We start from the raw sequence: 23249 nt of genomic DNA, 5'->3' as shown, positions 1-23249 counted from the left end.
GTTATTCCGGCTGTCTGTCTCTGTAGAGTGCTTTTTTAAGCCAGGGAGCTGGATTGCCCGCCAGAGTCTTTTTCAGATTTTCCAGAATCTCGGCGATGGGCATAGGGTCGTTCACCTTTACGGGGTGAATCTTATTCTTGATAACGTGCGCCGCCGCAGGGCCGCCTATCTGGGCAACGTACAGGATTGCGCAGTCGCTGAGCTTTTCGGCCTTTGAGCCGGTGTCCAGCTTATGCTCCGTGCCCTCCTCCTGCTCGGGAAATTCCCTGACCTCGCTGAGTGCATAGGCCTTTTCGTCTATCTCGTAAATGGCGACCTTCGTTGCTCTTCCGTAGTGCTCGTCAACGGTCTCCATGTCGTTTGTGCAGAATCCTATTTTCATTTTATCCCCCTTAGTGTCCCGACTTTTCAATGTCGAGTGTCATACAGATGTTCCCTATGTCAAAAGCAAGCTGCATAGCCCCGTAATAGCCGATAAATGTTCTGTGGAAGTGCCCCAGATAGTCCTTTATAGGGTATCCGGCCTTATAGAGCGGCTTATGCACCCTGTGGCACATGGGTATTGCGTTTGAACTGGCCACAATGAAATCCGAATCCTTCGAAAACTCTTCAAGATCGTCAAGGTCGCCCATAATTATATTCTCTGCTGGCAGGTTCTCAAACTTTCCGCTTCTGGCTGTGGTGACTGCCGTTTCAAGGCGTATGCCCAGCTCCTTGGTGAAAAATCTGCCCAGCCCGTATATCAGGTCGGGTTCCCCCGCTATGGAAAAGGTTTTTCCGCCGAAGCTGAAATGTCCGTCCAGAAGGGCATCAACAGCCCTCTGACGCTGTATGCGAAGCCAGTTGGGAGCCTGTTTTCCAGTGTAGTCCATCAGCCATGATATAAACTCATCGGATGCCTCAAGCCCCGTGAGGGTGTCGAATTTTTTATAGGGAACGGTGCATCTTTCAAGCAGTATATCCGCTGATGCCTCCATGCTGCCGCCTATCACTATGGAAAAATCGGCATGCGCCATATTCTTTATCATATCGGCAGAAGTTCCCTCTTCCGGCAGTCCGTAGAAGTGGTTCACCTGTCCGCCCATGCTTGAAGACAGGTCGGGAAAGACTATCACATCCAGACCGAAGGCCTCGAAAACCCTTCTCAGCCAGTCTATGTCGCCTGCTGTCAGGTGCATTCCCGCAAGGATGTTCACCATTTTTCTGGTCTTATAGTCCCTGCGCACCTCCGGTGTTATGAACTGGCTCAGGGTGGCGGCACATGCGGCGGCGTAGCCCGTTTCCGCATCCCCTTTGAAGTCGGGGCAGGATACGGGAACAACGGGTGTCGAAGCATATTCAGGATATTTCTCACGGAAGCGGATAAGGCTTCCTTTGATATCATCGCCCCGAACCTCTGTCATACCTGTGGTCACAAGCCCTATAAAATCGGGCTTCTGCTTGTCTATAACGTTCTTTATCCCTTCGTGGAGGTTGCTGTCGTCACCTATGATGGTGGCTATATCGAACACAGCCGTTGACTGCATGGGAGTGACCTCCCGATAGTGCTGTGTGAGAAAGTTCTTCGTAAACGCCATGCACCCCTGCGCACCGTGCACCAGCGGCATAACCCTGTGCATGCCCAGAAATGCGGTGACCGCACCCATGAGGGAGCTTTTTTTCAGCGGGTTGATGGCCATTGGCTTGTCAATTATCTTAACCAAAGCTGACCTCCCACGGAGCGGGCTTCTTGACCAGCTGAAACACCGGTGATTCCAGTGTGGCGCATATCTTCTGCGCCAGAACTACGGAACCTTCGTATCCCGCAAATGCAAAATGTCTCTCCTGATTCACGTCAACGAAGGGAACCTGCCCTTTCATAGCGTTGTACATGTTCCTGCCGCCTGCAAGAAACAGGTCGGCATCATATTCCTTCATATATTTCAGAAGGGTCTTTCCGTCCCCTTTGGGCATCAGACCGTCTTCGTTTCCTTCAAAGTAATTGAGGATCCTTGCGATGTCCTCTTCGGTGGATTTTCTGGTGCTGGATTTTATTACTTCCATGCCCATTTCCTCAAGCTGTTTCAGAACCGACCAGCTTTTGACCCCGCCTGTGTAAACAAGCACCTTTTTTCCCTTCATCTTCGGCAGATAGGGTGCAAGTCTTTCGTAAGTCTCCTTCTCCTTGCGGGCGGTAAGCTCTTCGACCTTTCTTTTCAGCAGGTCGCTTCCCATCTGCTCCGCAATGCTCATGAGTGTCCTTTTCGTTTCGCCCATGCCGTAGAATGAGCCTTCGAAATAGGGTATCCCGTATTTTTCGTCCAGTTGCCGTGCAATGGATATCAGCGCACGGCTGCATATGACCACGCTCAGCTTTGAGCGGTGGGCATGGCAAAGCTCCTCATAAGCTGCGTTGCCTGTCATTTTGCTGAACAGGGTTATTCCCAGTTCATCGAAAAGCGGCTGAACCTGATACAGCTCTCCTGCAATGTTGTATTCCCCGATGAGGTTGATGGGGAACATGGGGATGCTTTCAGGCTCTTTTGTGCCGATGACGTGCTCGAAAAGAGCATTCCCTGCGAATTTGTTGCCGAGGTTCTTGCTTCCGGAGAATCCGGGGGAATCCACAGGTATCACCTGCATGCCCAGTTCCTCGGTCATCTCCTTTGCAACGGTGTGAATGTCCTCGCCTGTCATGGCGGTGACACAGGTTGAATAGATAAATATTGCTTTGGGTTTGAACTTTGCGGCAACATGGCGCACCGATGCCTTGAGCTTCTTTTCGCCGCCGAAGACGATGTCCAACTCGCTCATGTCGGTGGTCATGCCGTATTGGTGGAGGTTTCCCGCTGTTGTGCGGGTGCCTCTGTTGTTATAGCTCTGACCGCAGCAGGTTATGGGGCCATGAATGATATGCGCCACATCCGCCACAGGCAGAAGAACTATCTGCGCTCCGTCAAAAGCACAGCCCCCTGCTGTTGCGCCGGGTGTGGGCTTTTTGCATGCCTCTTTTTTCTGCTCTGCGGTTTTCTTCTGGTTATGGTCACAGCCCGGCTCTTCCGTAAGCTGTTGAATTGCTAGTCTCATAGCTTCTTCCCCGGAGAAATCATTCCCCTCTGGTGAGCAATTTGGCCTCCATTGTCTTCGGCAGTGCAGGTACTTCGTCCAATGTTTCAAACTCCAGCACCCAGCCGTTTGCCAGAGTAAATTCACCGCCCCATGCGCCCTTCTGCTCGATGGAGACCACGATCTGTTCCATGTCTTTTTTGGGGACGTATACCGAGTATACGTCCCCCTTTTTGTTGAGTGTAACTTTCATAAGCTTATCGAAGGATATCGTAGCTTGTTGTGTACATAGTCTTTTTGTCTATGTCGTCAAGCATGCGGTTAACGATCCATGTCAGCATCTGCACGCCGCCTTTGTATCCTATGGTAGGGTATCTGTGCAGGTGGTGTCTGTCCTGCAGGGGGAAGCCGATTCTGCAAAGAGCAATGCCTGTATCTCTTTCGAGATATTTGGCGTAGGAGTTACCGATTATCATGTCCACAGGCTCAGTGAAAAGCAGTGAGCGGAAGTGCCACATGTCTTTTCCTGCCCATATCTGAGCACCTTTGGCGAACTCATATTTGGAGAGGTTCTCTTTTGTCTCCGCCTCCCAGTCTTTTGAACCGTTGGAAACGAGGATGTGGATAGGCTCGCCGCCCATCTCCATAACGAATCTTGCAAGACCGTATGCCATGTCGGGGTCGCCGTTGATGCCGAAGGTTTTGCCGTGTATCCAGTAGTAGGAATCGGCGATGGCATCCACGAACTGGCCTCTCTCAAGCTCAAGCTCTGCGGGAACAGGCTTGCCTGTGAGTTCGGAAATGGCCATGATAAGTTCGTCGGAACCTTCAAGACCCAGAGGGTTGACCACTTTAACGGGTTGTCCCCAGTCTTTTTCGATGAACTCCGCAGTTTTGATCATAGACCATTTCTGAAGCAGCAGTGTCGCTTTAGAGTTGGGAGCGTCTCTGAGGTCGTCAAGGGGAGTGCCGCCTCTGTACATTTTATATTCGCCGTTGGTGGGTGAGTTCAGCGTTTCAGAAGGATCTGAAAGCAGGTTTATCTCAGCTCCGAACAGCTTGAAGATGCGTTTGATCTCTTCATAGTTCGCAAGGTAGGTGTCAAAGCCCATAATGACGTTGATCTTGTCATTTTTGGTCTCTTTCTTAACACCCATCTGCTGGAGGATGGCAAGCATTGTGTTGTCATAACCCACTATGTGAGAGCCCACGAAAGAGGGCGTGTGTGCGAATGTCACAGGGAAATCCGCAGGTATGAAGCCTTGTTCTTTCGCATTTTTCACGAATGAGTTCATATCGTCGCCGATAACCTCAGACATGCATGATGTCACCATTGTTATCATTTTGGGGCTGTAGAGCTCATATGTGTTCTGCAGACCCAGATAGAGCGCATTGTGTCCGCCGAAAACCGCAGCATCCTCAGTCATAGCGTCGCATGACGTGGGGAAGGGTTCACGGAAGTGGCGCATAAAGTGTGAACGGAAATAGGATGCACAGCCTTGTGAACCGTGGACGAAGGGCATTGTGCCTTCGAAACCGATTGCGGCGAACAGACCGCCGGAGGGCTGGCAAGCCTTAAGGGGATTTATTACCAGATCCTGTCTTGCGAAGTTCAGGTCTCTGTATTCCTGTGTTTTTGTCCACTCAAGCGTTTCCTGTACTTTTGCGGCTGTTTCTGCGTTTTCATATTTTTCTTTCGCAGCAAACATATCCTGATATTCGCATCCGTTGAACAGGGAAACGTGGTCGTTTATTTTTTCGCTCATTTTCAGTCTCCTTTCCTTAAACTACTTCTTCCAGGGGGGAGTGATGTGTTTCCAGACCGCTCCGTTGATGGCCATGTCGATGTCTCTTGCGAATACTTTGAAGCCGTCCACGCCGTGGTAGGGGCCTGAGTAATCCCATGAGTGCATCTGACGGAAGGGGATACCCTGTTTCTGTGTGGAGTATTTCTCTTTGATACCGGAACCCACTATGTCGGGGCGGAAGTTCTCAAGGAGTTTTTCCATCTCGTATTCGTTCATGTCGTCAACGATAAAGGTTGTATTCTCCACATATTCAAGGGTTCTTGCGTAGTCGTCGTTGTGAGCGAACTCATATCCTGTGATAACAACGTCTATACCGAGGTCACGGAAAGCGGGGATGATGTGTCTGGGGCGAAGACCGCCGACAAACAGCATACAGCTTCTGCCTTCAACTCTGGGTTTGAACCTTTTCAGTATCTCGTCGAACTGAGGCTGATATTTTTCAGCGATTATCTTTTCAGTCTTGGCCTGAATTGTTTCATCAAAATGAGAAGCTATTTTTCTCATACTCTTAACGATCTGAGTGGGTCCGAAGAAGTTGAACTCAACCCACGGGATCTGGTGCTTCTCTTCAACATACCTTGCAATGTAGTTCATTGAACGGTAGCAGTGGAGCAGGATCACTTTCGCCTTGGTCATGTTGGCGATCTCGCTTACGGTTGAGTCGCCTGTCGACTGGCAGATAACGTTGAGTCCCATCTCCTCAAGAATTTTTCTGGAGCTCCATGCGTCGCCGCCGATGTTGTAGTCGGCAAGGAGCGCAACGTTGTAGGGGCTGTCTTCAACCTCTACGCCCTGAACGTCCTTTTCGTATATCCAGTCACGCAGTGAGTCGTTTGCGATGTGGTGACCCAGAGACTGGGAAACACCGCGGAAACCCTCGCAGCGGCAGGGGATAACGGGTTTGCCGATATCTTTTGAAGTGGCTCTGGAAACCGCCTCGATGTCATCGCCGATGAGACCGATGGGGCACTCGGAGAGGACGGACACACCTTTGTTAAGGGGAAACAGCTTGTCAGCCTCGTGGATGAGGTTTGTCAGCATCTTGTCGCCGCCGAAAACGATGTCCTTCTCCTGAAAGTCTGATGTGATCTGCATTGTAACAAAGTTGCTTACGCCGGGAACGCCGTTTGCAAAGTTACGTCTGGCAGACCATGAATACTGGCCGCATCCTACGGGACCGTGGCTGATGTGGATCATATCCTTGATGGGTCCGAAAACCACACCTTTCGCTCCCGCATAGGCGCATCCTCTCATGGACATTACGCCGGGGCGTATCTTTCTGTTGGCGTTAATGCCGCATTTAACGTCTTCGGCCTTAACAACCTCTATTTTCTTTTTCCTGTCTTTCGCTGTTGCGTCGTTGTATCCGTTAAGGATATCCTCCATAACTTCAACGCCGTGTTCATGCACATTTTTATTAGACATAGGTTGACCTCTTAAATTTCACTGAACGCTTCTTTTAACGTGGCGTCTTAAAAATGCCTGAAGAATCCGGCCGCTTACCGCCGAATGGGAAAGACACTTTTTCAGACACGCCACTCCTTTTAATTCCTATGGGGTTAGGAAACCTTTTTCTGACCAACGATGCTCTCGTCCTCTTCCTTGATGATTCCGAACTCCATAAGGAGGTCTTCCAGTTCCTGCATGGAAACGGGAGTGGGGATGTTAAGCATTTTGTTGTTGATGATCTTGGTTGCCAGAGTTCTGTATTCGTTTGACTGTGAGCAGTTGGGGTCATACTCAACGCAAGTCATTCTGCGAAGCTCTGCATGCTGAACTATGTTGTTTCTGGGAACAAAGTGGATCATCTGAGTGTTGATCTTTGTTGCCAGAGCTGTGATCAGTTCATCCTCTCTGTCGGTCTGTCTTTCGTTGCAGATGAGACCGCCAAGACGAACGCCGCCGGAGTTGGCATATTTAAGGATACCTTTAGAGATGTTGTTCGCCGCATACATTGCCATCATCTCGCCGGATGTAACAATGTAGATCTCCTGAGCTTTTCCTTCACGAATGGGCATTGCGAAACCGCCGCACACAACGTCGCCGAGAACGTCATATGAAACGAAGTCGAGATCTTCTTCATATGCACCCTCTTCCTCGAGGAAGTTGATAGCAGTGATAACTCCGCGTCCCGCACAGCCTACACCGGGTTCGGGGCCGCCGGCCTCAACGCAGCGGATGTCAAGAAATCCTGTTTTAAGAACGTCGTCCAGTTCAAGGTCTTCAACAGAGCCGACTTCAGCAGCCAGTTCCATGATTGTTGCCTGTGCTTTGGCATGGAGGATAAGACGAGTGGAATCTGCCTTAGGGTCGCAGCCCACGATCATTATCTTTTTGCCCATCTCTGCCATTGCTGCCAGAGTGTTCTGAGAAGTTGTGGATTTGCCTATACCGCCTTTTCCGTAGAATGCAATTTGTCTGAGAGCCATAATTTGGTTCCTCCTATTATATCGTTGACGCTTTCTAAATAGCATGGGCTGTGCCAGTTCCCGTAAGACACTGATAAATATTGATTTTCACAAACAAGACACTGGAAATGCCGTTTCCTGTCCATTCTTTGGGCAGAAAGGAGCAAAAACGGATTGTAATAAACGCTACAATCCGCCTTTCATGCTTTATCAACAGTCCCTTACATCATTTTAAAACAGGCATTGCAGATTTCATCAGACTCAAACGTAATCTTTAAGGTGTCCGGCGCAGTGGAATTGTAATCTTTATTACGTGTTCAAATAGCAGCTATTGATGATTAAAAAGTCACCAGATGGTCATTTTTTAAACCCGACAGTCAAACAACCCGTCTTAACAAATTTTTTCCCTCGAAATGTCAGATATTTCCGCATAAAACTCGCCGCAGAGGCAGATTTCGCATTGCATAAATTTAAAGTTCAACTATATAAAAATACACGGAGATAAAATATGCTACACAATTTAACACAGACTTTTCTTATTTTACTGATCGTAACCTTCCTGAACCCTGCCGCCCATGCCTTTGAAGTAGGCTCCAAAATAAAGGCGGTATGCAAGGCCACCGGAAAGGTTTATGAGGGCACGGTGGTCAACGTGGCTGACGCAAAAGCTGTCCTGCTCATCAACAAGGAGGGGACGCATTTCAGAATGCCCGTTGAACAGATACGCTCTGTTACATCCGTCGCAGGTGAACAGTACACAGCGGCAAACGGAACTAAGATGAACGTCGTAAAGATTGTGACCAAAGACGGTCAGACGGTTTACGGCGGAGTGAATGTCAGCGCAGTGATCGCTTTTGAATCGGTCAGCGGAGAATCCGCAAACCTTATGATTCCGGATATGCACCGTTTCCGGAGTATCGAGATTGAGGACTCTTCGGCAGTCAGCAAGCTTTAATCATTATTTTCATATCAGGGGCTTTTCAGCCCCGTTTTTTATCCTTCTTATTTCGCTGTTTTTACAAGCAAAGGTGTATTATTAATAAGGAGGATATTATGCGCAATATAAAATCACTTCTGTTTCTTGCGGTGTTTCTGATAACTATTCCGTCTTTTGCCGACGGCATGGATGTCGGGGCGAGGATAAAAGCTGTTCAGAAATCGGGCAATATCGTTGAAGGAACAGTTGCCGGATTCAACGGCGACAGCTTCATCTCACTTTTTGAAAGCACCGGACACTATTTTAAAGTTCCCATGAGCAAGATCAAATCGATAGTACATCTTCAGGGACAGTATTACTATTCGGCGGGCGGCACAAAGGCCGACGTTGTCATGGTCACCACCACAGACGGACAGACCGTCAACGGCGGGGTATATTCGAACTCGGTTGTGATTCTGGACATGGGCATCAAGGGCAAAAGGAATCTTTTCGTGCCCGATCCTTCGTCGAACCAGTCCATCGAACTGGTGGAACAGCCGGTGCAACCCGTCCCGTCAATGAAGATAAGACTTATGAACGGTGAGATAATCAGCGTTCCCGTCAACAAGGCTGATATACAGAGCATCTATTTCGAGTAGTCATAGGGGCTGTTTCAGCCCCTTTTATTGAGCACTATAAATCTGTCGTTCAGCAGAGGCGCAAGCACCGCTATCACATCAGACGGCCGCAAGCCCCCTTTTCCGCATCCCGGAAGAGGCATATAAACCTGTCCCCAGCCTATCTGGTCAACCAGCATGACAAGCTCTATGGCCGAACGCTTTATAAGCCCTATGTCTGCCCTCTCCTGCCAGCTGTGTTCAACGGGAAAGCTGACAACCATGCTGTCCAGATGGTGCACATGGTTTCCGAACTGATCCAGCAGATAGCCCAGTTTCGCATCAAGCCACGGCAGAACATCGCCCACCTGTTTCGCATTTCCCGAACCCAGATTAGCCTTACCGTTTTTCCGCACAGTTCCGTTGGTGGTTATCACCAGAGGAGCTTTCCCCACATAATCAAGAAGATCACCCGTTTGAAATTGCATCATGCACCCTCACTTCCAGATTCAAAAGCCGTCCCGTCTGTTCGCTGACAGAGTCCACAACCTTTGTCTCCAGTTTTCTAAGCCATTTGGAAGGAATATTATTAACACCGTAAAGTGCGCCTGCCAGCATTCCCGCCAGTGCGCCGTTGGTGTCCGCATCGCCGCCCTGATTGACGGTTCCCGTCAGTATCTGCTCAAAACTGTCGCCCTCTGCAAAAAAATGCATCACCGTCTTAAAAGTATCTATAACGTAGCCTGTGGCCTCGCCTTTATAATTTGAATATGAATACTTCGGATTCTCACGAACCAGCCTGTTGCCTATCTCTAGTGCTTTCAGCTTGTCGCCTGATATGAAAAGCTCACGCACCATTTCGCCGAACACAAGGGTGATCCTGTCCGAGTGCTCGTTGTTGTGGGTTATCCGCCCCTGCCGTATAGACATATATTCGAATCTGTCCCAGTCCTTAAAACAATAGAGCACCACAGGAAGGTTGCGCATTGCGGCTCCGTTGCCCGCAGACTGATCGGAGTACGGAGCTTCGGTTCTGCCCATAGTAACGTAGTCTCTCAGTCCCCTGCGGACTGTTGAACCGATGTCCACAGGTTTGGATTTCATCCATTTAACAAAATGATCAGCAACGGATGTCAGCAGAAAACCCTTCTGCTCAATGATGCTGCTGCCCAGCGCAAGGCTCATCTCGGTGTCATCGGTGACTCTGCCCGCCTTGAGCCTGAGCCAGCCGCCGCCGATTATCCTGTTGTGCACTCCGTATTCCTCTTTTATCTCTCTGGGGTTCATAAACTCAGTCGTCGCCCCCAGCGCATCGCCCACCGCAAACCCCAGATAGCTCCCCAAAGCCCTCCGCAGAAGCTCATTTTTCATTTGCAAACTCCTGCAAATTCATCTATTTGATGTATATGGGCGTTGAAAAACAAAAAAGCAGCATATCGAGGCTTAAAGATCTCAAGAGGTTCTATCACTACTCCAACCTCATCAATATCCCTACCTATATGTTTGTCAGCAATGAATATAATCTGAACGTTCTGCCCATAACCATAAGCGGGGTGTGGGAGTATTACGGCGAGATATTCAGGGCGATCCAGAAAGCCGACAGCATCGAAAACGCCTGCGGAGTCTTCACAAACGCAATGGACACCCTCTTCTCCCTTTCCGAAAAGCACAACGGCAAAAAGATGGGAAGCTATACCAGACTTCTGAAAGGCTGGCTTTTCGACTCCAACAGCATCGAGGGAGCCGTTATGAAGGGTTGGGTTGAAAGCAGATTCGGAATCACGCCTTTTTATCACAAAAACATTATTCCGGACGTCAACAGCGAGGAATATTACGAATACATGGTCGAAAAGATGGACAGCAAACACAACAAAAACCTTATCTTCCATCAGCTCGATCTCCTCTACACCTATACTCAGTGTATTCTGAAGACTTTCTATGCGGACAAACTGCCAAAACTGACTCTTTACAGAGGAGTTAACGATCTTTCAGAACACCTTGTCGTAAAGGAATATGACAAGACAAGACTCTGCATCGAACAGAATTCACTTGTGTCGTTCACATCCGACAGGGACATCGCATCCCAGTTCGGCGACTATATACTTACCTCGGAGATCCCCTTCACAAAGATAGTTTTCTTCTCGGAGGTTCTGCCCTCTTTAAGCTTCGTCGGCGAAAAAGAATACCTTGTCCTTGGAGGACGCTACGATACAGTTGTTACCTATTATTAAAAGCACGTCCTGTGCTTTTAATAACAACGCTCCGGTCGGTATAACCTCCCTGCGCTCACGTTCCGTCAGACTTCAGTGCAAAGCCCTGAAATCATCCTCCACGAAACTTCATCCTGAAGTTTTGACCTATTACTGACATAAAATCAGCCGTCATTCTGAGCACCAGCGAAGAATCTCAAATGTGACCTATTATTAAAAGCACGTCCTGCAGTTATCATCTTCCCCTGCTTATAAGAAAATCCCTCCAAACCTCCCTTTATAAAAGGGAGGCTTAAAGCCTCATACCGTCTGATAATTCATGATCTCAGCATAATGACAGTTTCGGGCGTCACTGCGAGAGCTGAGAGCCTCACGCAGTCTTTTTATCCAGAACTATCCACCTGCCCTCTTCCTCGTCATAGTCCTCGATGATCTCAAGCTCTTTGCCGCGGAATCCCAGCTTCTGGTTGGTCTCAAGGAAATGGACAACGTAAACCGGTTCGAAGTGGAACTCCGTAATGTCGCAGATGAATCCTTCCATCCCCTCGAAAGCCACGGGGGTGCCTCTTTTGCATCCCGCACAGGTTCCGTCGTCTCTTATCATTTTGGTCACTCTGACCTTCTGGTTATATTTCAGTTCCATATCATCACCTCATAAAAAAACGCCCTCCCGCAGAGGGGAGGGCACACGATTACAGATCACGCTTCAACAGGAGCGTGTGTGAAGCAGCTTTTGGGGCAGGCTTTTGCGCAGGCCTCACAGCCTATGCATGCGCCGTCATCCACTATAGACATGTAGGTTTTTTCACCGTCATCGTCTTCGTATTCCTCAAGTGCGAGGCAGGCGTATGCACACGCTTTGAAACAGCGTCCGCAGGCAATGCAGGACTCTTTGCTCAGTTCGAATATGAACTTGGGAGTCCACTCTTTTCCGTTCTTTCTGATTCCCGTAATGAATGCCATCTAGCTATCCTCCTAAAACGGTTGTCGTTGCGTACGCCCATATTCAAGCAATCTCTGTGCCGTTTGATTCTCAGCCCCGGCATTGCTTTTAAATGGCAGTTTTATGCAGTCTTCTGAATAATTTTTATGCTGTACCTGACCATTTTTTAATCACTTCACGACTATTAATCCTCCGCAGCCCCTGCCGTTGGGCGGTCGTCTCGTGGCATATATATTGCTCGTTTTTATCCATGAAATATCTCAACTATTTTAAGACGGCACTCAACACCATTTATGAGATAAGCGTTATCCTTAACAGCTCCACCAACAGGAGACATGCTCTCTACGGAGTTGTTAAGCAGATGCACGACACGCTGTCTTTTGAGCGGGCTTTTATCCTGATCCACGATTCACGAACCCACAGGCTTAACCTGACGGCATACGTCGGCATAGACGACACAACCTCCTCAGGCATATCCTACAACTGTGACGAGGGGATTGTCGGCAAGGTGTTCCGTCTCGGAGTGCCTATTCTAATTCCGGACATAGAGAAGGAGCCGCAGTTTCTGAACAGGCTCAGGCGTCCGGCGGCAGAGGAACAGACCAGCTTCATAGCCGTACCGCTGAAGTATGAAGGCAGAACACTGGGTGTTCTGGCTGTGGACAAGTTCAGCTCACAAATGAACAGCGTCGCCACCGAGGTTGAGATCATGAAAATGATAGCCAATCTGGTCGCTTCGTTTCTCCATAATTCCGAGTATTTCCAGAATACCCTTGGCATTATCAAAGACGAAAAGAGCAGAATAGAGGCTGAGAATCTGAGCCTGATAAACGAGCTTAAATCGAAATTCAGCTTCAAGGGGCTTGCGGGAAACAGCAAGCTGATGGAGAAGGTTTTTGATAAGATAACCATGGTCACAAACACTTCCGCATCGGTTCTCATCCGGGGCGAAAGCGGAACGGGTAAGGAGGTCGTGGCCAAGACCATACACTACAACAGCGACCGCAGCGGTAAACCTTTCGTTGCGGTGAACTGTGCGGCAATACCCGCCGACCTCATCGAAAGCGAGCTTTTCGGCTATGCCAAGGGTGCATTCGCCGGAGCATCCGCCGAAAAGAAAGGACGCTTCGAGCAGGCCGAAGGGGGAACCGTCTTTCTGGACGAGGTGGGCGATATGCCCCTTGATGCACAGAGCAAGCTTCTGCGGGTGCTTCAGGACAAGACCATCGAAAAACTGGGCACAATGGAGAGCACAAAGGTTGATGTGCGGATTCTGGCCGCAACAAACAAAAATCTGGAGGTGGCGGTTCAGGCCGGAAAATTCAGGCTGGATCTCTATTACAGGCTCAACGTTTTCACAATAGACCTGCCACCCCTGCGCAAGCGGAAAGAGGACATCCCCGCTATCTGTCTTCAGATAATCGAACGTCTCAACGAATCATACGGAAAGAATTTTTCAATAAACAGCAGCACTTTGGCTCCCCTTGCCAACTGCACATGGCCGGGCAACATAAGAGAGCTTGAAAACTGTCTGGAAAGAGCGGCTCTGACCGCAGGCGACGGACTGATAAAACCAGAACACGTGTCCTGTCAGAGCGGCGACATGTGCCTTTCACGCATAATGGAAAACTCCTCCGAAGAGGACGAACCTGTTTCGGCGGCAAAAGATGATTCCGATAAAACCCAGCTTCTCGAAGCTCTTCAGAGAGCCGGATGGGTTCAGGCAAAGGCCGCACGAATGCTGAACATGACTGTGCGGCAGGTGAACTACCGCATTGCGAAATACGGTATAGAGGTTAAGAAAATATAGAAAGTCACCCTGAGGCAATGCCTGGGGGTCTCGCTTTGAGACTCTTCGCAAAGCTCAGAGTGACATAAATTTTTACTGTTCCTTCATGGACATTGCGAATCTGTTGAAGAACGGCTTCATCAGATATTCCATAAAAGTTCTTTTTCCGGTCTCAATAATGACCTCCGCAGGCATCCCCGCCTGAAGTCTCTGTGTCGAACCAAGTTTGGCTTTCAGCTCGTTCTCCGGAATTCGTATCTGCGCCATGTAATAGCTGCGTCCGCTGCTCTGATCCACAAACACATCGGGTGACACCATGATAACCTCGCCGAAGAGCGAAGGGGTTTTGTGCATGTCCAGAGCCGATATCCGCACCTCTGAACGAAGCCCGAGACGGACGGAATCGATATCGTGGGGCATGACCTCCGCCTGAACAATGAGCGCTTCGTGCATGGGCGCTATGTCCAGAATCTTCTGGCCGGGTGTGACAACACTGCCCGCATTATGCACCGCAAGCCCGAGGACGATACCGTCATCCGGAGCCTTTATTATCATTGAGTTATAAGTTATCTGTGCGGCGTTATATTCCTCTTTAAGCCCCGCTATCCTCTTCTGAACCTCTGTCAGAGTGGCCTCAACGTCCTTGCTGAACTCGCTGTCAACCTGAAGAACTTTCAGATCAAGCTCGCCGACGCTCCTTCTGGTGCGTTCTATGGTGGCCAGTTCCTCGCTTCTGGTGGCCTCAATGCCCTGCAGATTCTGCTGAAGCTCAATCATCTTGTTGCGGGGGTAGTAGCCCTCGTCCGCTATGCTTCGGACTGACTCGATCTCCTTTTCAAGCAGAGCCACCTGCTTGTTTCTGGACTGGGCAAGCTGTTCCATGCGGCTTATGTATTCCGTAACGCCCTGTTTCTGGTTCATCAGAATCCGTTTTTCATTCACCAGAGAATCACGGCGCTTTCTGAAAAGGTCGTTCTGGGTGCGGATGATGTCTGCAACCTCCGGATCGCCCATGTTGTCGGTCAGCATCTTCGGATACTGAACGGAAGCCCTGCCAAGCCTTTCTGCCATCAGTCTGGACTCAAGAGCCAGATTTGTGAAATATTCCGAACGGACACCGGTCAGCCTTGCAAAACCGGAGGAATCGTCCAGCTTCATAAGCACCTGTCCGGCCTTGACCCTGCTGCCCTCTTTTATGAAAATCTCTTTTACAGTTCCGCCGTAAACATGCTGAACCGTCTTGCGCTTGTCCACAAACGCCAGACTGCCGGGAGCCACAACACCCTGACTGAGGGGAGCCGTGAAAGCCCACACGCCGAACAGACCAAGCCCCAGAATCATCACGCTGAGGCCGATGATCACATATTTTTTCGAATCTCTTTTAATCTCGCCGTCGCTGTATTTCATCATGCCCTCACCTCCGCCTGAGCGGGTCTGGCCGCCATTTTATTCTGCATGCCTTTCTGAATGGTCTGCATGACCTCTTCCTTTGTATTGTAGATCTGTATGGTTCCGGAATTCATTATCATTATCTTATCAACAACAGAAAGGGTGCTGGTTCTGTGGGTTATAACAAAAACGGTCTTTTTCTGCTGTTTCAGCCTTTTAAGGGTTTCAACCAGAGCCTGTTCACCCGGTTCGTCAAGATTGGAGTTCGGCTCATCCAGAACCACAAGCACCGGATCGCCGTACACAGCCCTTGCCAGTGCGATGCGCTGGCGCTGACCGCCCGAAAGCACCACTCCGCCCTCGCCAATGTATGTTTCATAGCCTTCCGGAAGTCCGAGGATCATCTCGTGAACGCCTGAAAGCTGTGCCGCCGCAACTATCTTTTCCGAATCCAGATCGCCGAAACGGGCGATGTTCTCCGCAACCGTTCCCTCAAGAAGCTCTATATCCTGCGGAAGGTAGCCGATGTACTGCCCCATTTCCGATTTATCCCATTTCGCAACGTCCGCACCGCCAAGCCTCATTTCACCTGAAACGGGCTTCCAGATGCCCACAAGCACTCTGGCCAGAGATGACTTGCCCGATGCGCTGGGGCCTAAAACAGCCACCATGTCTCCCTCTTCGGCATCGAACGATATGTTCTTGAGTATCTGCATGTTAACGGCAGGGGGTGTGGCGAATATACCTCTGGCGGCCACTTTTCCCTGCGGGCGGGGAAGCTTCATCTTTTCGCTCTCCTCAGGGAAGGCGTCGAAAAGTTCGCCCAGTTTTCTGTATGCGCTTCTGGCGGAAACAAAACCCTTCCATGACGAGGTTATCATCTCAACCGGGGCAAGCGCTCTGCCCATCAGAATGGAACCTGCTATCATCGCTCCGGCTGTCATGTCCATGTTGATAACGTAATATGCGCCCACGGCATATACCATGGACTGGGCGGATATCCTTATGAACCTTGTCATGGCGGATATGCCCGAAGCTCTGTCGCTGGCGACGCTCTGGAGCTTGAGGAAGGCAAGGTGCTTCGGCAGCCAGTGTTTCCTGACGTTGCCCAGCATTCCCATTGACTCTATGACCTCCGCATTGCGGAAGTTTGTTGTGGCGAACATTGTCGCCTTGCGGAAGTTCGTGTTTGCCTCTTCGATGGGCTTTTTGCTCAGATACTCAGTTGCAACTGTAAGCAGTATCAGAAATATTGCCGCAACAGTAGCCAGAATGCCTATCGAAGGATGGAGCATGTATATCACTATCAGATAGATAGGCGACCACGGAGCGTCCATGAATGCGAACATCCCGTGTCCTGTGAGAAACTGCCTTATTGCGGTTACGTCCTGAAACACCTGCGATGCACTTCCCGCACCGCTTCTAAGGGCGTTTTCAAACGCAACACCGAAAGCACGGCCCGAGAGCATCTCGTCCATCCTGTTTCCTGCGGTTATCATTATCTGCGAACGCACCCACTCCATCGCCGCAAGGACGATGAACATGAAAAGGGTGATGAGGGTTATTACCAGCAGTGTCTCCTTGTTGCGGCTGGTGAGTACCCTGTCGTATATCTGGAGCATATAGATGGAGGGAACGAGCATCAGCATGTTTATCACAAAGCTGAACCCCGCCAGAGCTATAAAGGTGCGTTTAAATGTCATCAGGATCTTTTTCAGCTCGCCTGCGGGCATCCTGCCCGGCATTTTGTTGACGCTGTTCATCAGTTCACCTTACATTCGGAGTTTATTATAGATTCCAGAAATCCCACATCCGAGGGTTTAAGCACCCCCGCATGATACTTGAGAGTGGTGTATCCGGTAAAATATTCATATTTTGCCTGAAGCAGGCGGGAGAGGCTGTCGAAGAGGTTGTTCTGGGCGTTTATAACGTCCACAAGAGTGACGACACCCGCCGTCATACTCTTTTTATTGGACTCATAGGCCAGACTGTTCGAGGCCGCTGTCCGCTCCAGAGCGGCTATTTTCGCCTTGCTTCCCAGAAGTGCCGTATAGCTCTCGGCCACCTTCTTTTTAACGTCGTTCAGTGCGGAGTTCATGTCGCTGACGGACTGATAGAACCGCTCCCTGTTCTCCTGAACACGGGCGGAGGTGTAGCCCCCGTTGAAAATGGGCACGGAAAGCTGTGCCGCTATGCTTTTATATGTGGTTTCGGTGCTCTTTATGTTGCTCACCTGGTCGGATTTTCTGTAGTTCAGAATCAGGTTCACGGTGGGCAGGTGCTGGCTTCTGATGATACGCACAGTGTCGTCGGCATATTTGCTCTGCGCCCTGTAATACTCCACGTCACTGCTGTTTGCCGCTGCTGTGGCGATCCATTCGTCAAGGGTGCCTATGTCGTGTACCCCATAGCCGAACTCACGGGCGAGGCATTTGACTCCGTCAATCTTTCCCGTGATGGATTCCAGATCCACCATTGCGTTGAGATATTCGTTTTCGGCATTCACAATGTCATAACCCACGGTGTCCAGATTCGCCTGTGCCTCGTGGATGCTGGTCACAGCCACAAGCCCTGCGGAGAACATCTTCTGAGCCTGAACAAGCTGTTCCTTCGCCCCGTCCTGCTTCTTTTTCATCAGCTCAACCTTGTCCTTCGCATACAGAACGTTGATGTACGCAGTGACCACCCGCACAATAAGGTTTGACTCTGCGGATTTCAGCTTTGCGTTGGACGATTCCAGAGTATATCTGCTCTGGCCGTGCTGAAGGTATTTACCCATATCGAAAACAGGCTGAACAAGGTTTATGCTCAGGTCTCTGGTGTCATATTTGTCGTATCTGTCGGTGTCGTATTTAGATGCTATGTACTGACCTGTGACACTGGGCAGAAGTCCCGCCCTTGTCTGGTCACGAACGGCCTCAGCCGCCTTCTGATAGTGTCTGGCCGACCGGAGGATGCTGTCGTTCTTCAGAGCCCTTTCATAGGCCTCCTGAATGCCCGTGCCTGCATGCGCCGCAGAGGATGCCAGAATCGCCAGGGAGATGAAAACAGAGATAAGTCTCTTCATAAACGCCACCGCCGTTTGAAATTATTAAGAATATATCATAAAATACAGTTAATATTTAACTATCAGTTCTTTTAGCTTCGCCGTGCTTTCGTCCCATGTCAGATACCCCATTGCGCCGCTTTTGGGGTGCTTGTCCGCTTCATAAAGTCTCAGCCAGTCAGCCATCCTCTGCGCCAGTCCGCTCGCAGTGGCTTCGGAAAAGAAGAAAGCGTTACCCCCCGCAACCTCACGGAACACGGGTATATCTCTGGCAATGACCGCCAGACCCTTCTGCGCCGCCTCTATCAGCGGAAGCCCGAACCCCTCGCCGTAGCTTGCCGCCAGAAGGCATGCGGAAGCGGAATAGAGCCGCTCCAGATAGTCGTCTGCGGCATTTTTCAGCCAGAATATTTTTTTGTTGTAATACCTGCTGTTCTCAATGGCTCTCACAGTCTCGTCCGCAAGCCAGCCGAACCTGCCCGCTACCACCAGTCGGGCATCTGCTCCGCCGTCCAGAAGAACCTCAAAGGCCTTCACCGCCTGATAGTGCCCTTTTCTGGGTTCCACAGTGCCCACCATAAGGAAAGTTGCGGTGTCTGCACACTCTGCTATGAATTTTTCCGCACCATCGGGCAGTCCCCTCTGCGGCATGGATGCATCAATATCCGCCCCCAGATGAAACCATCCGACCCTCGCCCTGCATTCGGGAATGTTGGTTTTCAGCCATTCCTTAAGCTCATCCGCAACTGCGGCGGATATACATATCAGGCTGTGGGCAGACATACCTATTGCATAGAGCCAGTCGGCATGGACACTTTCGGCATAGTGGGGAAAATACTGCGGAAATCTCAGCGGCAGAAGGTCGTACACTACGAAATGCACCCCTGCGCCCCGCTCCCGCCATCCGGCAAACAGTCCCTCTCTGTGGGCTTCGTAAACCTTGACAGCGTCAAAGTCCACCCCCAGAAAGATATCTCCCTGACAGGGTTCTATAATATCGCCGGAATCCTCAAGCTCCAGAAGCTCATCCATATAGGGTTTGCCTCCGAACTCTGTTATCAGCTTCGCCGCATACTCAGGGGCTTTGCGGTAGCATTTGCGCCCGCCCGCGTCGGCAATGTACACAGGCATGATGAAATGCCCGTAGACCCTGCCTGTGGCAAGTCCACGCAGAACCGAGCGCACCACCCGCTGAATCCCTGTGCGGTGGTCTGTTCTGTATACGACTGATATATCAACGTAAATATATTTTCTTTTAATCACCGAACGGCAGTGGATGATGGCTTTTGTCAGCCGCTCAAGCCCCTTGTCGTCCAGTTTTCTGATATCTTCCGCCCCGTCCTCAAGGAATCTGTCGAAATGCGTTTCGCAGTCCTCCGAGTAAAGGCTTTCAAGCTCCTCATAGACCCTGCGCCCTGCGGACAGAGGAGAACATTTCTTAATGTAGGTTCTGCCGTTTGCGGAGAGTTTTTCCATTTTGTCCTTATCGTCCATCAGTTCCGTTATGGCGGCCGCCAGCAGTTCGTCGGTGCAGTTCCCGTCCAGCACCTTCACACAATCGGACGGGATCTCCGCCATTGCGCCGTCAGCGTTTATGATCACCGGCAGACCGTTTGCCATGCAGTCCAGAACAGCACGGGAAGTTTCGCCCCTGTTTGCCGTTCTGAGCTGAACGGCCATATCGGCCGCCTTAAGGTAATCTGCATAGGTCTCGTCGGACACATTGCCTGTGACAACGATATCCGTTCCTTCAATGGTTTCGTTCATCAGCTTTTCATAGGCGGGGTCTGTATGACCTCCCACAAATATCAGCCTCATGCCGGATATGTTTCTGAAAACCCTTGCCAGCCGCACGCTGTCCTTCACACTGCCAATGTGTCCGAAGGAGCAGACAATGCGCTCAGAGCCGCTAAGCCCCAGTGTTTTTCTGGCAGATTCACGGCAGGTCTTTTCAGACTCACGGTGCACCTGCGGCACAACACGGACACGGTCGGAATATTCGCCGCCGTAGTATCTTTCAGCCAGTTTCCGGGCATATTCCGAGTGTACCAGAACGCCGACGCTCCCGGAAAAAATCTCTCTGTTGGCGGGCAGATGCCACATTGTCTTCTCGTGCCCGTTCTCAGCCAGATATCTGAGCCCGCCTATGCCGTGGGAAAACAGCACCGCTTCGGTCAGGTAGTCCGAAGCCAGCTCCATATACTGCATCCACGCCATAAGATGTCCCAGATAGAAATCGTGGAGGACAACAGCACCCGGACAGGTTCGCATCAGTTTCAGCATGTGGGCATGGTGTCCGGAGTTTCCCATCTGATAGAGCACTCTGTCGTATCGTCCATAATTCTTTTTGAAATACGAAACACTTCTGACCGTACAACCGGCAGGAACGGAAGTTACATCAGAAGTATCCTGAACGGTGATAAGGTCAACGTCATAAAACTTAACAAGCCCTTCGGCCAGCTCAGCAGTGTAGCCCGCAATGCCGGAGTTCACCGGGGGCAGAGGCGACACCACCGCTATTTTTTTAGTGTCCGCCGTTGAAGTATCCCCTCCCGAAACAGGATTCATCAGGGAAGCCGCATACTCAGCAAGCCCCTTTACGCCGACATCTTTAACGGCAACTATCCTTTCGGGCGGAAGAACTTCTGAGAAATACTCACGAACCCTCAGCGGCTCACTGCCCACATAGAGCAGGCGTACATCATCCTCTGCGGATATCTGCCTCTTTGCCCCTTCAAAATCCGAGCCGTCATTGAGCCTCAGCAGAACCCTCATGCTCTGCCGCTCCTGATGTCTTTAAGTTTTTTAAGAATACCAAGTCCCTCACGGCTCAGCCCCGGTTTCAGTGACGGGATCCCCAGACGGTAAAATATCCTGTCAGTCAGGGACTCCGGCAGAACCGCCAGAAATATTCTTTTTGCATAAGGCACTTTGAACAGCATGTCCGCCGTCCGCCTCAGTATCTTCTTAACCTTTTGTCTGTTCATCTCTTCTCTATCTCTATCACCGAGGGGATATGACTGTGCCCCTCGAAATGTGTTTTATCAGTATTAACAACCTCGAACATCAGGGCAAAATCCCTCCATTCGCAGTTGTGGTCCAGATGGGAAAGCCCGTCGGTAAGGGTTGTGGTGACCGAATAGCTGCCCACTCCCATGTCGGCGCTGAACCGTACGGTGAAAATGTATCTGTCTCCCGCCTCAGCGGAAAAAGCCTGTCCGGTGAACCATGTGTTTGTGCCGTAGACCGTCTGCCCCAGCCTGTCTTTAAGCATGTATCCGAAATTCAGCGTGCCCACATGTGCATATACCGCCACTTCTGCCCGCAGTTCAACAGCCTGCCCCACCTTGAGCACCGTCACCCTGTTTCCGTCGGCATCAAACAGACCCACCGATTCGGTCTTGGCCTCGCCTGTGCCTGAAACTGTCTGCATCCGTCCTCCGGTAACGGCTGTCTGGCTCACCGCCGCCGCACCCCGAACCGCCATCAGCCCGTTGTAATAGTCCAAAACGTCCGCCGGACTGCCGTCCATAACCTGCTTTCCGCCGTCCAGAAGAATGACCCTTCCGCAGACGCTCTGAAGCGCCTGCCTGTCGTGGGAGACCAGAAGAACCGCCGTTCCGCTGTCACGGAACTCCTTTATCCTGCCGAAACTCTTATGCTGAAAATATGCGTCGCCCACAGCCAGAGCCTCGTCAACTATCAGCACATCCGGTCTGAAAGCCGTTGCCGCCGCAAACGCCAGCCTTACCTGCATTCCGCTGGAATAGACCCTGAGAGGCATTTCGAAATACCCTCCCAGCTCCGAAAACTCCTCGATAAACGGAATCGCCCTGCGTATCTCATCCGGCTGAAAACCCGTCATACCCAGATAATGTGCGGCGTTCTGCCTTCCGGTGAACTCCGGGTTGAACCCCAGCCCCAGCTCAATGATGGCAGAAACAGTTCCCTTAAGCTCAATGCGCCCTTCGGATGGTCTGGTCATTCCCGCTATTATCTTAAGCAGTGTGCTTTTGCCCGCACCGTTGTGTCCGGCTATGCCCACGGCCTCGCCCGGCTCCATGGAGAAGCTGACTTCCTCAAGCACTCTGCTCTCACGGAATCCGCCACTGCCTATTCCGAACCATGAGGCAATGCGTCTCAGCTCCGAGCCGTAGGTTCTGTATGTTTTGCCGATACCCGAAACACTGAGCACCTTCACAGCACATCCGCCATTTCGCCCGCCGCCTTCCTGTAAAGCGTCAGGGCAAACAGAATAAGAACCGCACCCAGAGCGGCTGTCATCGCCAAATGCCCCAAGTCGGGCATTCTGCCGTATACAAGCACGTCCTGAAAACCGCTCACCACAGGATATGCGGGATTGAGCTTCAGAAGGTATCTGTATTTTTCGGGGATCATCCCTTCGGCATAGACAACGGGTGTCAGCCAGAACCACAGCTGCATCAGAATCTGCGCACCGTGCCTGATATCTCTTATAAAAACGGTCAGAACCCCCAGGATCAGTCCGAAACCCATGGCAAATATCAAGGAAACTCCGTAGATAAGAGGAATCCAGAGGATGTGGACGCTGAGCGGCCAGCCGGAGATGAAAAAAACGGTCAGAACTGCAAAAAGGAGCAGAACGGCATTGATACCTGCCGAAACAGCCGCAGAAAACGGGAGAACAATCCCCGGAAAGCTTACCTTTTTAATGAGATTGGCGTTACCTGTGAAAACGTTGACGCACGCAAGGATCACCTCGGAGAAGAAAGCCCAGCCCAGAGTGCCCGCAAGCAGATATGCGGCATAGGGATGAGACCCGCCGCCGAACCTGTCCGAAAGCACGGAGGAGAGCACCAGAGCATACACCGCCGACTGGCAGAGCGGCCCCAGAACACCCCAGAACCCGCCGAGTCTGCTTCTGGCAAATCTGGCCTGAAACTCGCCTGCTGCGGAGCTGAAAATAAAATATCTGTATCGCCACACACTGACCAAAATATCCTGCATAGTCCCCGTCGTCCCGAAAAAAATATATATTCGATAATGACATATCATTAAAGACACGGCAACGGCAATCAACAAAAAAACTCCGGAACCTG

Annotated in this window: 22 protein-coding genes; 4 read left to right on the top strand and 18 right to left on the bottom strand. The window is 50.7% G+C overall.

The window, feature by feature from the left end; genetic code table 11:
- Nucleotide 1 precedes the first annotated feature (1 nt).
- From nifX to nifH, 7 genes are all read right to left on the bottom strand, one after another.
- On the bottom strand, nucleotides 2-382 hold the full coding sequence (gene nifX, locus C8D98_RS03835; protein WP_132872184.1) for a nitrogen fixation protein NifX: 381 nt from the start codon (nucleotides 380-382) through the stop codon (nucleotides 2-4).
- Between the two features lie 10 nt (nucleotides 383-392).
- Nucleotides 393-1703, bottom strand: a complete 1311-nt coding sequence (nifN, locus tag C8D98_RS03830; protein WP_132872182.1) for a nitrogenase iron-molybdenum cofactor biosynthesis protein NifN — start codon at nucleotides 1701-1703, stop codon at nucleotides 393-395.
- Nucleotides 1696-3066: a nitrogenase iron-molybdenum cofactor biosynthesis protein NifE gene (gene nifE / locus C8D98_RS03825; protein WP_132872180.1), complete on the bottom strand. Its 1371-nt coding sequence runs from the start codon at nucleotides 3064-3066 to the stop codon at nucleotides 1696-1698. Before nifE ends, nifN begins: the two co-directional genes overlap by 8 nt.
- A gap of 19 nt (nucleotides 3067-3085) precedes the next feature.
- On the bottom strand, nucleotides 3086-3298 hold the full coding sequence (nifT, locus tag C8D98_RS03820; RefSeq protein ID WP_132872178.1) for a putative nitrogen fixation protein NifT: 213 nt from the start codon (nucleotides 3296-3298) through the stop codon (nucleotides 3086-3088).
- 4 nt (nucleotides 3299-3302) lie between these two features.
- Nucleotides 3303-4811, bottom strand: a complete 1509-nt coding sequence (nifK, locus tag C8D98_RS03815) for a nitrogenase molybdenum-iron protein subunit beta (protein WP_132872176.1) — start codon at nucleotides 4809-4811, stop codon at nucleotides 3303-3305.
- A 21-nt stretch (nucleotides 4812-4832) separates the two neighbouring features.
- Nucleotides 4833-6278, bottom strand: a complete 1446-nt coding sequence (nifD, locus tag C8D98_RS03810) for a nitrogenase molybdenum-iron protein alpha chain (RefSeq protein WP_132872174.1) — start codon at nucleotides 6276-6278, stop codon at nucleotides 4833-4835.
- A gap of 134 nt (nucleotides 6279-6412) precedes the next feature.
- Nucleotides 6413-7282 (bottom strand): nitrogenase iron protein, encoded by an 870-nt coding sequence (gene nifH / locus C8D98_RS03805; RefSeq protein WP_132872172.1) that lies wholly within the window; start codon nucleotides 7280-7282, stop codon nucleotides 6413-6415.
- 487 nt (nucleotides 7283-7769) lie between these two features.
- On the opposite strand from nifH, the gene C8D98_RS03800 reads away from it, so the two are divergent.
- On the top strand, nucleotides 7770-8216 hold the full coding sequence (locus C8D98_RS03800) for a hypothetical protein (protein WP_132872170.1): 447 nt from the start codon (nucleotides 7770-7772) through the stop codon (nucleotides 8214-8216).
- A 98-nt stretch (nucleotides 8217-8314) separates the two neighbouring features.
- A complete protein-coding gene (locus C8D98_RS03795) occupies nucleotides 8315-8836 on the top strand; it encodes a hypothetical protein (protein WP_132872168.1) in 522 nt (173 codons plus the stop codon).
- A gap of 14 nt (nucleotides 8837-8850) precedes the next feature.
- Here the strand turns inward: C8D98_RS03795 and C8D98_RS03790 are convergent, their stop codons facing one another.
- Together C8D98_RS03790 and draG are read right to left on the bottom strand one after the other, a co-directional pair.
- The gene (locus C8D98_RS03790; RefSeq protein WP_132872166.1) at nucleotides 8851-9285 is read right to left on the bottom strand and encodes a macro domain-containing protein; all 435 of its coding nucleotides are present in this window, start codon (nucleotides 9283-9285) and stop codon (nucleotides 8851-8853) included.
- Nucleotides 9263-10165, bottom strand: a complete 903-nt coding sequence (gene draG / locus C8D98_RS03785; RefSeq protein WP_132872164.1) for an ADP-ribosyl-[dinitrogen reductase] hydrolase — start codon at nucleotides 10163-10165, stop codon at nucleotides 9263-9265. The genes C8D98_RS03790 and draG overlap by 23 nt, the downstream gene beginning before the upstream one ends.
- Before the next feature lie 35 nt (nucleotides 10166-10200).
- On the opposite strand from draG, the gene C8D98_RS03780 reads away from it, so the two are divergent.
- Entirely contained in the window at nucleotides 10201-11025 is an 825-nt protein-coding gene (locus tag C8D98_RS03780; protein WP_132872162.1) for an NAD(+)--dinitrogen-reductase ADP-D-ribosyltransferase, read from the top strand.
- Between the two features lie 349 nt (nucleotides 11026-11374).
- On the opposite strand, the gene C8D98_RS03775 is transcribed toward C8D98_RS03780, so the two are convergent.
- Both C8D98_RS03775 and fdxB read right to left on the bottom strand, forming a co-directional pair.
- Complete coding sequence (locus C8D98_RS03775) at nucleotides 11375-11647, bottom strand: nitrogen fixation protein NifZ (protein ID WP_132872160.1); 273 nt, start codon at nucleotides 11645-11647, stop codon at nucleotides 11375-11377.
- Between the two features lie 56 nt (nucleotides 11648-11703).
- Complete coding sequence (gene fdxB, locus C8D98_RS03770) at nucleotides 11704-11967, bottom strand: ferredoxin III, nif-specific (protein ID WP_132872158.1); 264 nt, start codon at nucleotides 11965-11967, stop codon at nucleotides 11704-11706.
- A gap of 230 nt (nucleotides 11968-12197) precedes the next feature.
- Here fdxB and C8D98_RS03765 point away from each other — a divergent pair, with 230 nt between their 5' ends.
- Nucleotides 12198-13757 carry a sigma 54-interacting transcriptional regulator gene (locus C8D98_RS03765; protein WP_132872156.1) on the top strand — a complete coding sequence of 520 codons (1560 nt, stop codon included), beginning with the start codon at nucleotides 12198-12200 and terminating at the stop codon, nucleotides 13755-13757.
- A 72-nt stretch (nucleotides 13758-13829) separates the two neighbouring features.
- Here C8D98_RS03765 and C8D98_RS03760 read toward each other — a convergent pair whose 3' ends face one another.
- From C8D98_RS03760 to C8D98_RS03730, 7 genes are read right to left on the bottom strand one after another with little or no spacing between them, the layout of a single operon-like run.
- Nucleotides 13830-15146, bottom strand: a complete 1317-nt coding sequence (locus C8D98_RS03760) for an HlyD family type I secretion periplasmic adaptor subunit (protein ID WP_132872154.1) — start codon at nucleotides 15144-15146, stop codon at nucleotides 13830-13832.
- Nucleotides 15143-16888, bottom strand: a complete 1746-nt coding sequence (locus tag C8D98_RS03755) for a type I secretion system permease/ATPase (protein ID WP_207891235.1) — start codon at nucleotides 16886-16888, stop codon at nucleotides 15143-15145. Before C8D98_RS03755 ends, C8D98_RS03760 begins: the two co-directional genes overlap by 4 nt.
- Complete coding sequence (locus C8D98_RS03750) at nucleotides 16888-18192, bottom strand: TolC family outer membrane protein (protein WP_132872152.1); 1305 nt, start codon at nucleotides 18190-18192, stop codon at nucleotides 16888-16890. Before C8D98_RS03750 ends, C8D98_RS03755 begins: the two co-directional genes overlap by 1 nt.
- Before the next feature lie 48 nt (nucleotides 18193-18240).
- On the bottom strand, nucleotides 18241-20946 hold the full coding sequence (locus C8D98_RS03745) for a glycosyltransferase (RefSeq protein WP_132872150.1): 2706 nt from the start codon (nucleotides 20944-20946) through the stop codon (nucleotides 18241-18243).
- The gene (locus C8D98_RS03740) at nucleotides 20943-21158 is read right to left on the bottom strand and encodes a hypothetical protein (RefSeq protein ID WP_132872148.1); all 216 of its coding nucleotides are present in this window, start codon (nucleotides 21156-21158) and stop codon (nucleotides 20943-20945) included. The genes C8D98_RS03745 and C8D98_RS03740 overlap by 4 nt, the downstream gene beginning before the upstream one ends.
- A complete protein-coding gene (locus C8D98_RS03735; RefSeq protein ID WP_132872146.1) occupies nucleotides 21155-22372 on the bottom strand; it encodes an ABC transporter ATP-binding protein in 1218 nt (405 codons plus the stop codon). Before C8D98_RS03735 ends, C8D98_RS03740 begins: the two co-directional genes overlap by 4 nt.
- Nucleotides 22369-23157, bottom strand: coding sequence for an ABC transporter permease (locus tag C8D98_RS03730; protein WP_132872144.1), 789 nt, complete (start codon nucleotides 23155-23157; stop codon nucleotides 22369-22371). Before C8D98_RS03730 ends, C8D98_RS03735 begins: the two co-directional genes overlap by 4 nt.
- Between the last annotated feature and the right edge of the window lie 92 nt (nucleotides 23158-23249).

Source organism: Seleniivibrio woodruffii (assembly GCF_004339245.1).
GTDB classification, from domain to species: Bacteria; Chrysiogenota; Deferribacteres; order Deferribacterales; family Geovibrionaceae; genus Seleniivibrio; species Seleniivibrio woodruffii.
This window is presented reverse-complemented; position numbering and strand designations above follow the sequence as displayed.

Excerpts from the sequence above, each read along its gene's own strand:
- nifX (WP_132872184.1), bottom strand. The coding sequence starts at position 382 with ATGAAAATAGGATTCTGCACAAACGACATGGAGACCGTTGACGAGCAC.
- nifE (WP_132872180.1), bottom strand. The coding sequence starts at position 3,066 with ATGAGACTAGCAATTCAACAGCTTACGGAAGAGCCGGGCTGTGACCAT.
- nifT (WP_132872178.1), bottom strand. The coding sequence starts at position 3,298 with ATGAAAGTTACACTCAACAAAAAGGGGGACGTATACTCGGTATACGTC.
- nifK (WP_132872176.1), bottom strand. The coding sequence starts at position 4,811 with ATGAGCGAAAAAATAAACGACCACGTTTCCCTGTTCAACGGATGCGAA.
- nifD (WP_132872174.1), bottom strand. The coding sequence starts at position 6,278 with ATGTCTAATAAAAATGTGCATGAACACGGCGTTGAAGTTATGGAGGAT.
- nifH (WP_132872172.1), bottom strand. The coding sequence starts at position 7,282 with ATGGCTCTCAGACAAATTGCATTCTACGGAAAAGGCGGTATAGGCAAA.
- C8D98_RS03800 (WP_132872170.1), top strand. The coding sequence starts at position 7,770 with ATGCTACACAATTTAACACAGACTTTTCTTATTTTACTGATCGTAACC.
- C8D98_RS03795 (WP_132872168.1), top strand. The coding sequence starts at position 8,315 with ATGCGCAATATAAAATCACTTCTGTTTCTTGCGGTGTTTCTGATAACT.
- C8D98_RS03790 (WP_132872166.1), bottom strand. The coding sequence starts at position 9,285 with ATGATGCAATTTCAAACGGGTGATCTTCTTGATTATGTGGGGAAAGCT.
- draG (WP_132872164.1), bottom strand. The coding sequence starts at position 10,165 with ATGAAAAATGAGCTTCTGCGGAGGGCTTTGGGGAGCTATCTGGGGTTT.
- C8D98_RS03780 (WP_132872162.1), top strand. The coding sequence starts at position 10,201 with ATGGGCGTTGAAAAACAAAAAAGCAGCATATCGAGGCTTAAAGATCTC.
- C8D98_RS03775 (WP_132872160.1), bottom strand. The coding sequence starts at position 11,647 with ATGGAACTGAAATATAACCAGAAGGTCAGAGTGACCAAAATGATAAGA.
- fdxB (WP_132872158.1), bottom strand. The coding sequence starts at position 11,967 with ATGGCATTCATTACGGGAATCAGAAAGAACGGAAAAGAGTGGACTCCC.
- C8D98_RS03765 (WP_132872156.1), top strand. The coding sequence starts at position 12,198 with ATGAAATATCTCAACTATTTTAAGACGGCACTCAACACCATTTATGAG.
- C8D98_RS03760 (WP_132872154.1), bottom strand. The coding sequence starts at position 15,146 with ATGATGAAATACAGCGACGGCGAGATTAAAAGAGATTCGAAAAAATAT.
- C8D98_RS03755 (WP_207891235.1), bottom strand. The coding sequence starts at position 16,888 with ATGAACAGCGTCAACAAAATGCCGGGCAGGATGCCCGCAGGCGAGCTG.
- C8D98_RS03750 (WP_132872152.1), bottom strand. The coding sequence starts at position 18,192 with ATGAAGAGACTTATCTCTGTTTTCATCTCCCTGGCGATTCTGGCATCC.
- C8D98_RS03745 (WP_132872150.1), bottom strand. The coding sequence starts at position 20,946 with ATGAGGGTTCTGCTGAGGCTCAATGACGGCTCGGATTTTGAAGGGGCA.
- C8D98_RS03740 (WP_132872148.1), bottom strand. The coding sequence starts at position 21,158 with ATGAACAGACAAAAGGTTAAGAAGATACTGAGGCGGACGGCGGACATG.
- C8D98_RS03730 (WP_132872144.1), bottom strand. The coding sequence starts at position 23,157 with ATGCAGGATATTTTGGTCAGTGTGTGGCGATACAGATATTTTATTTTC.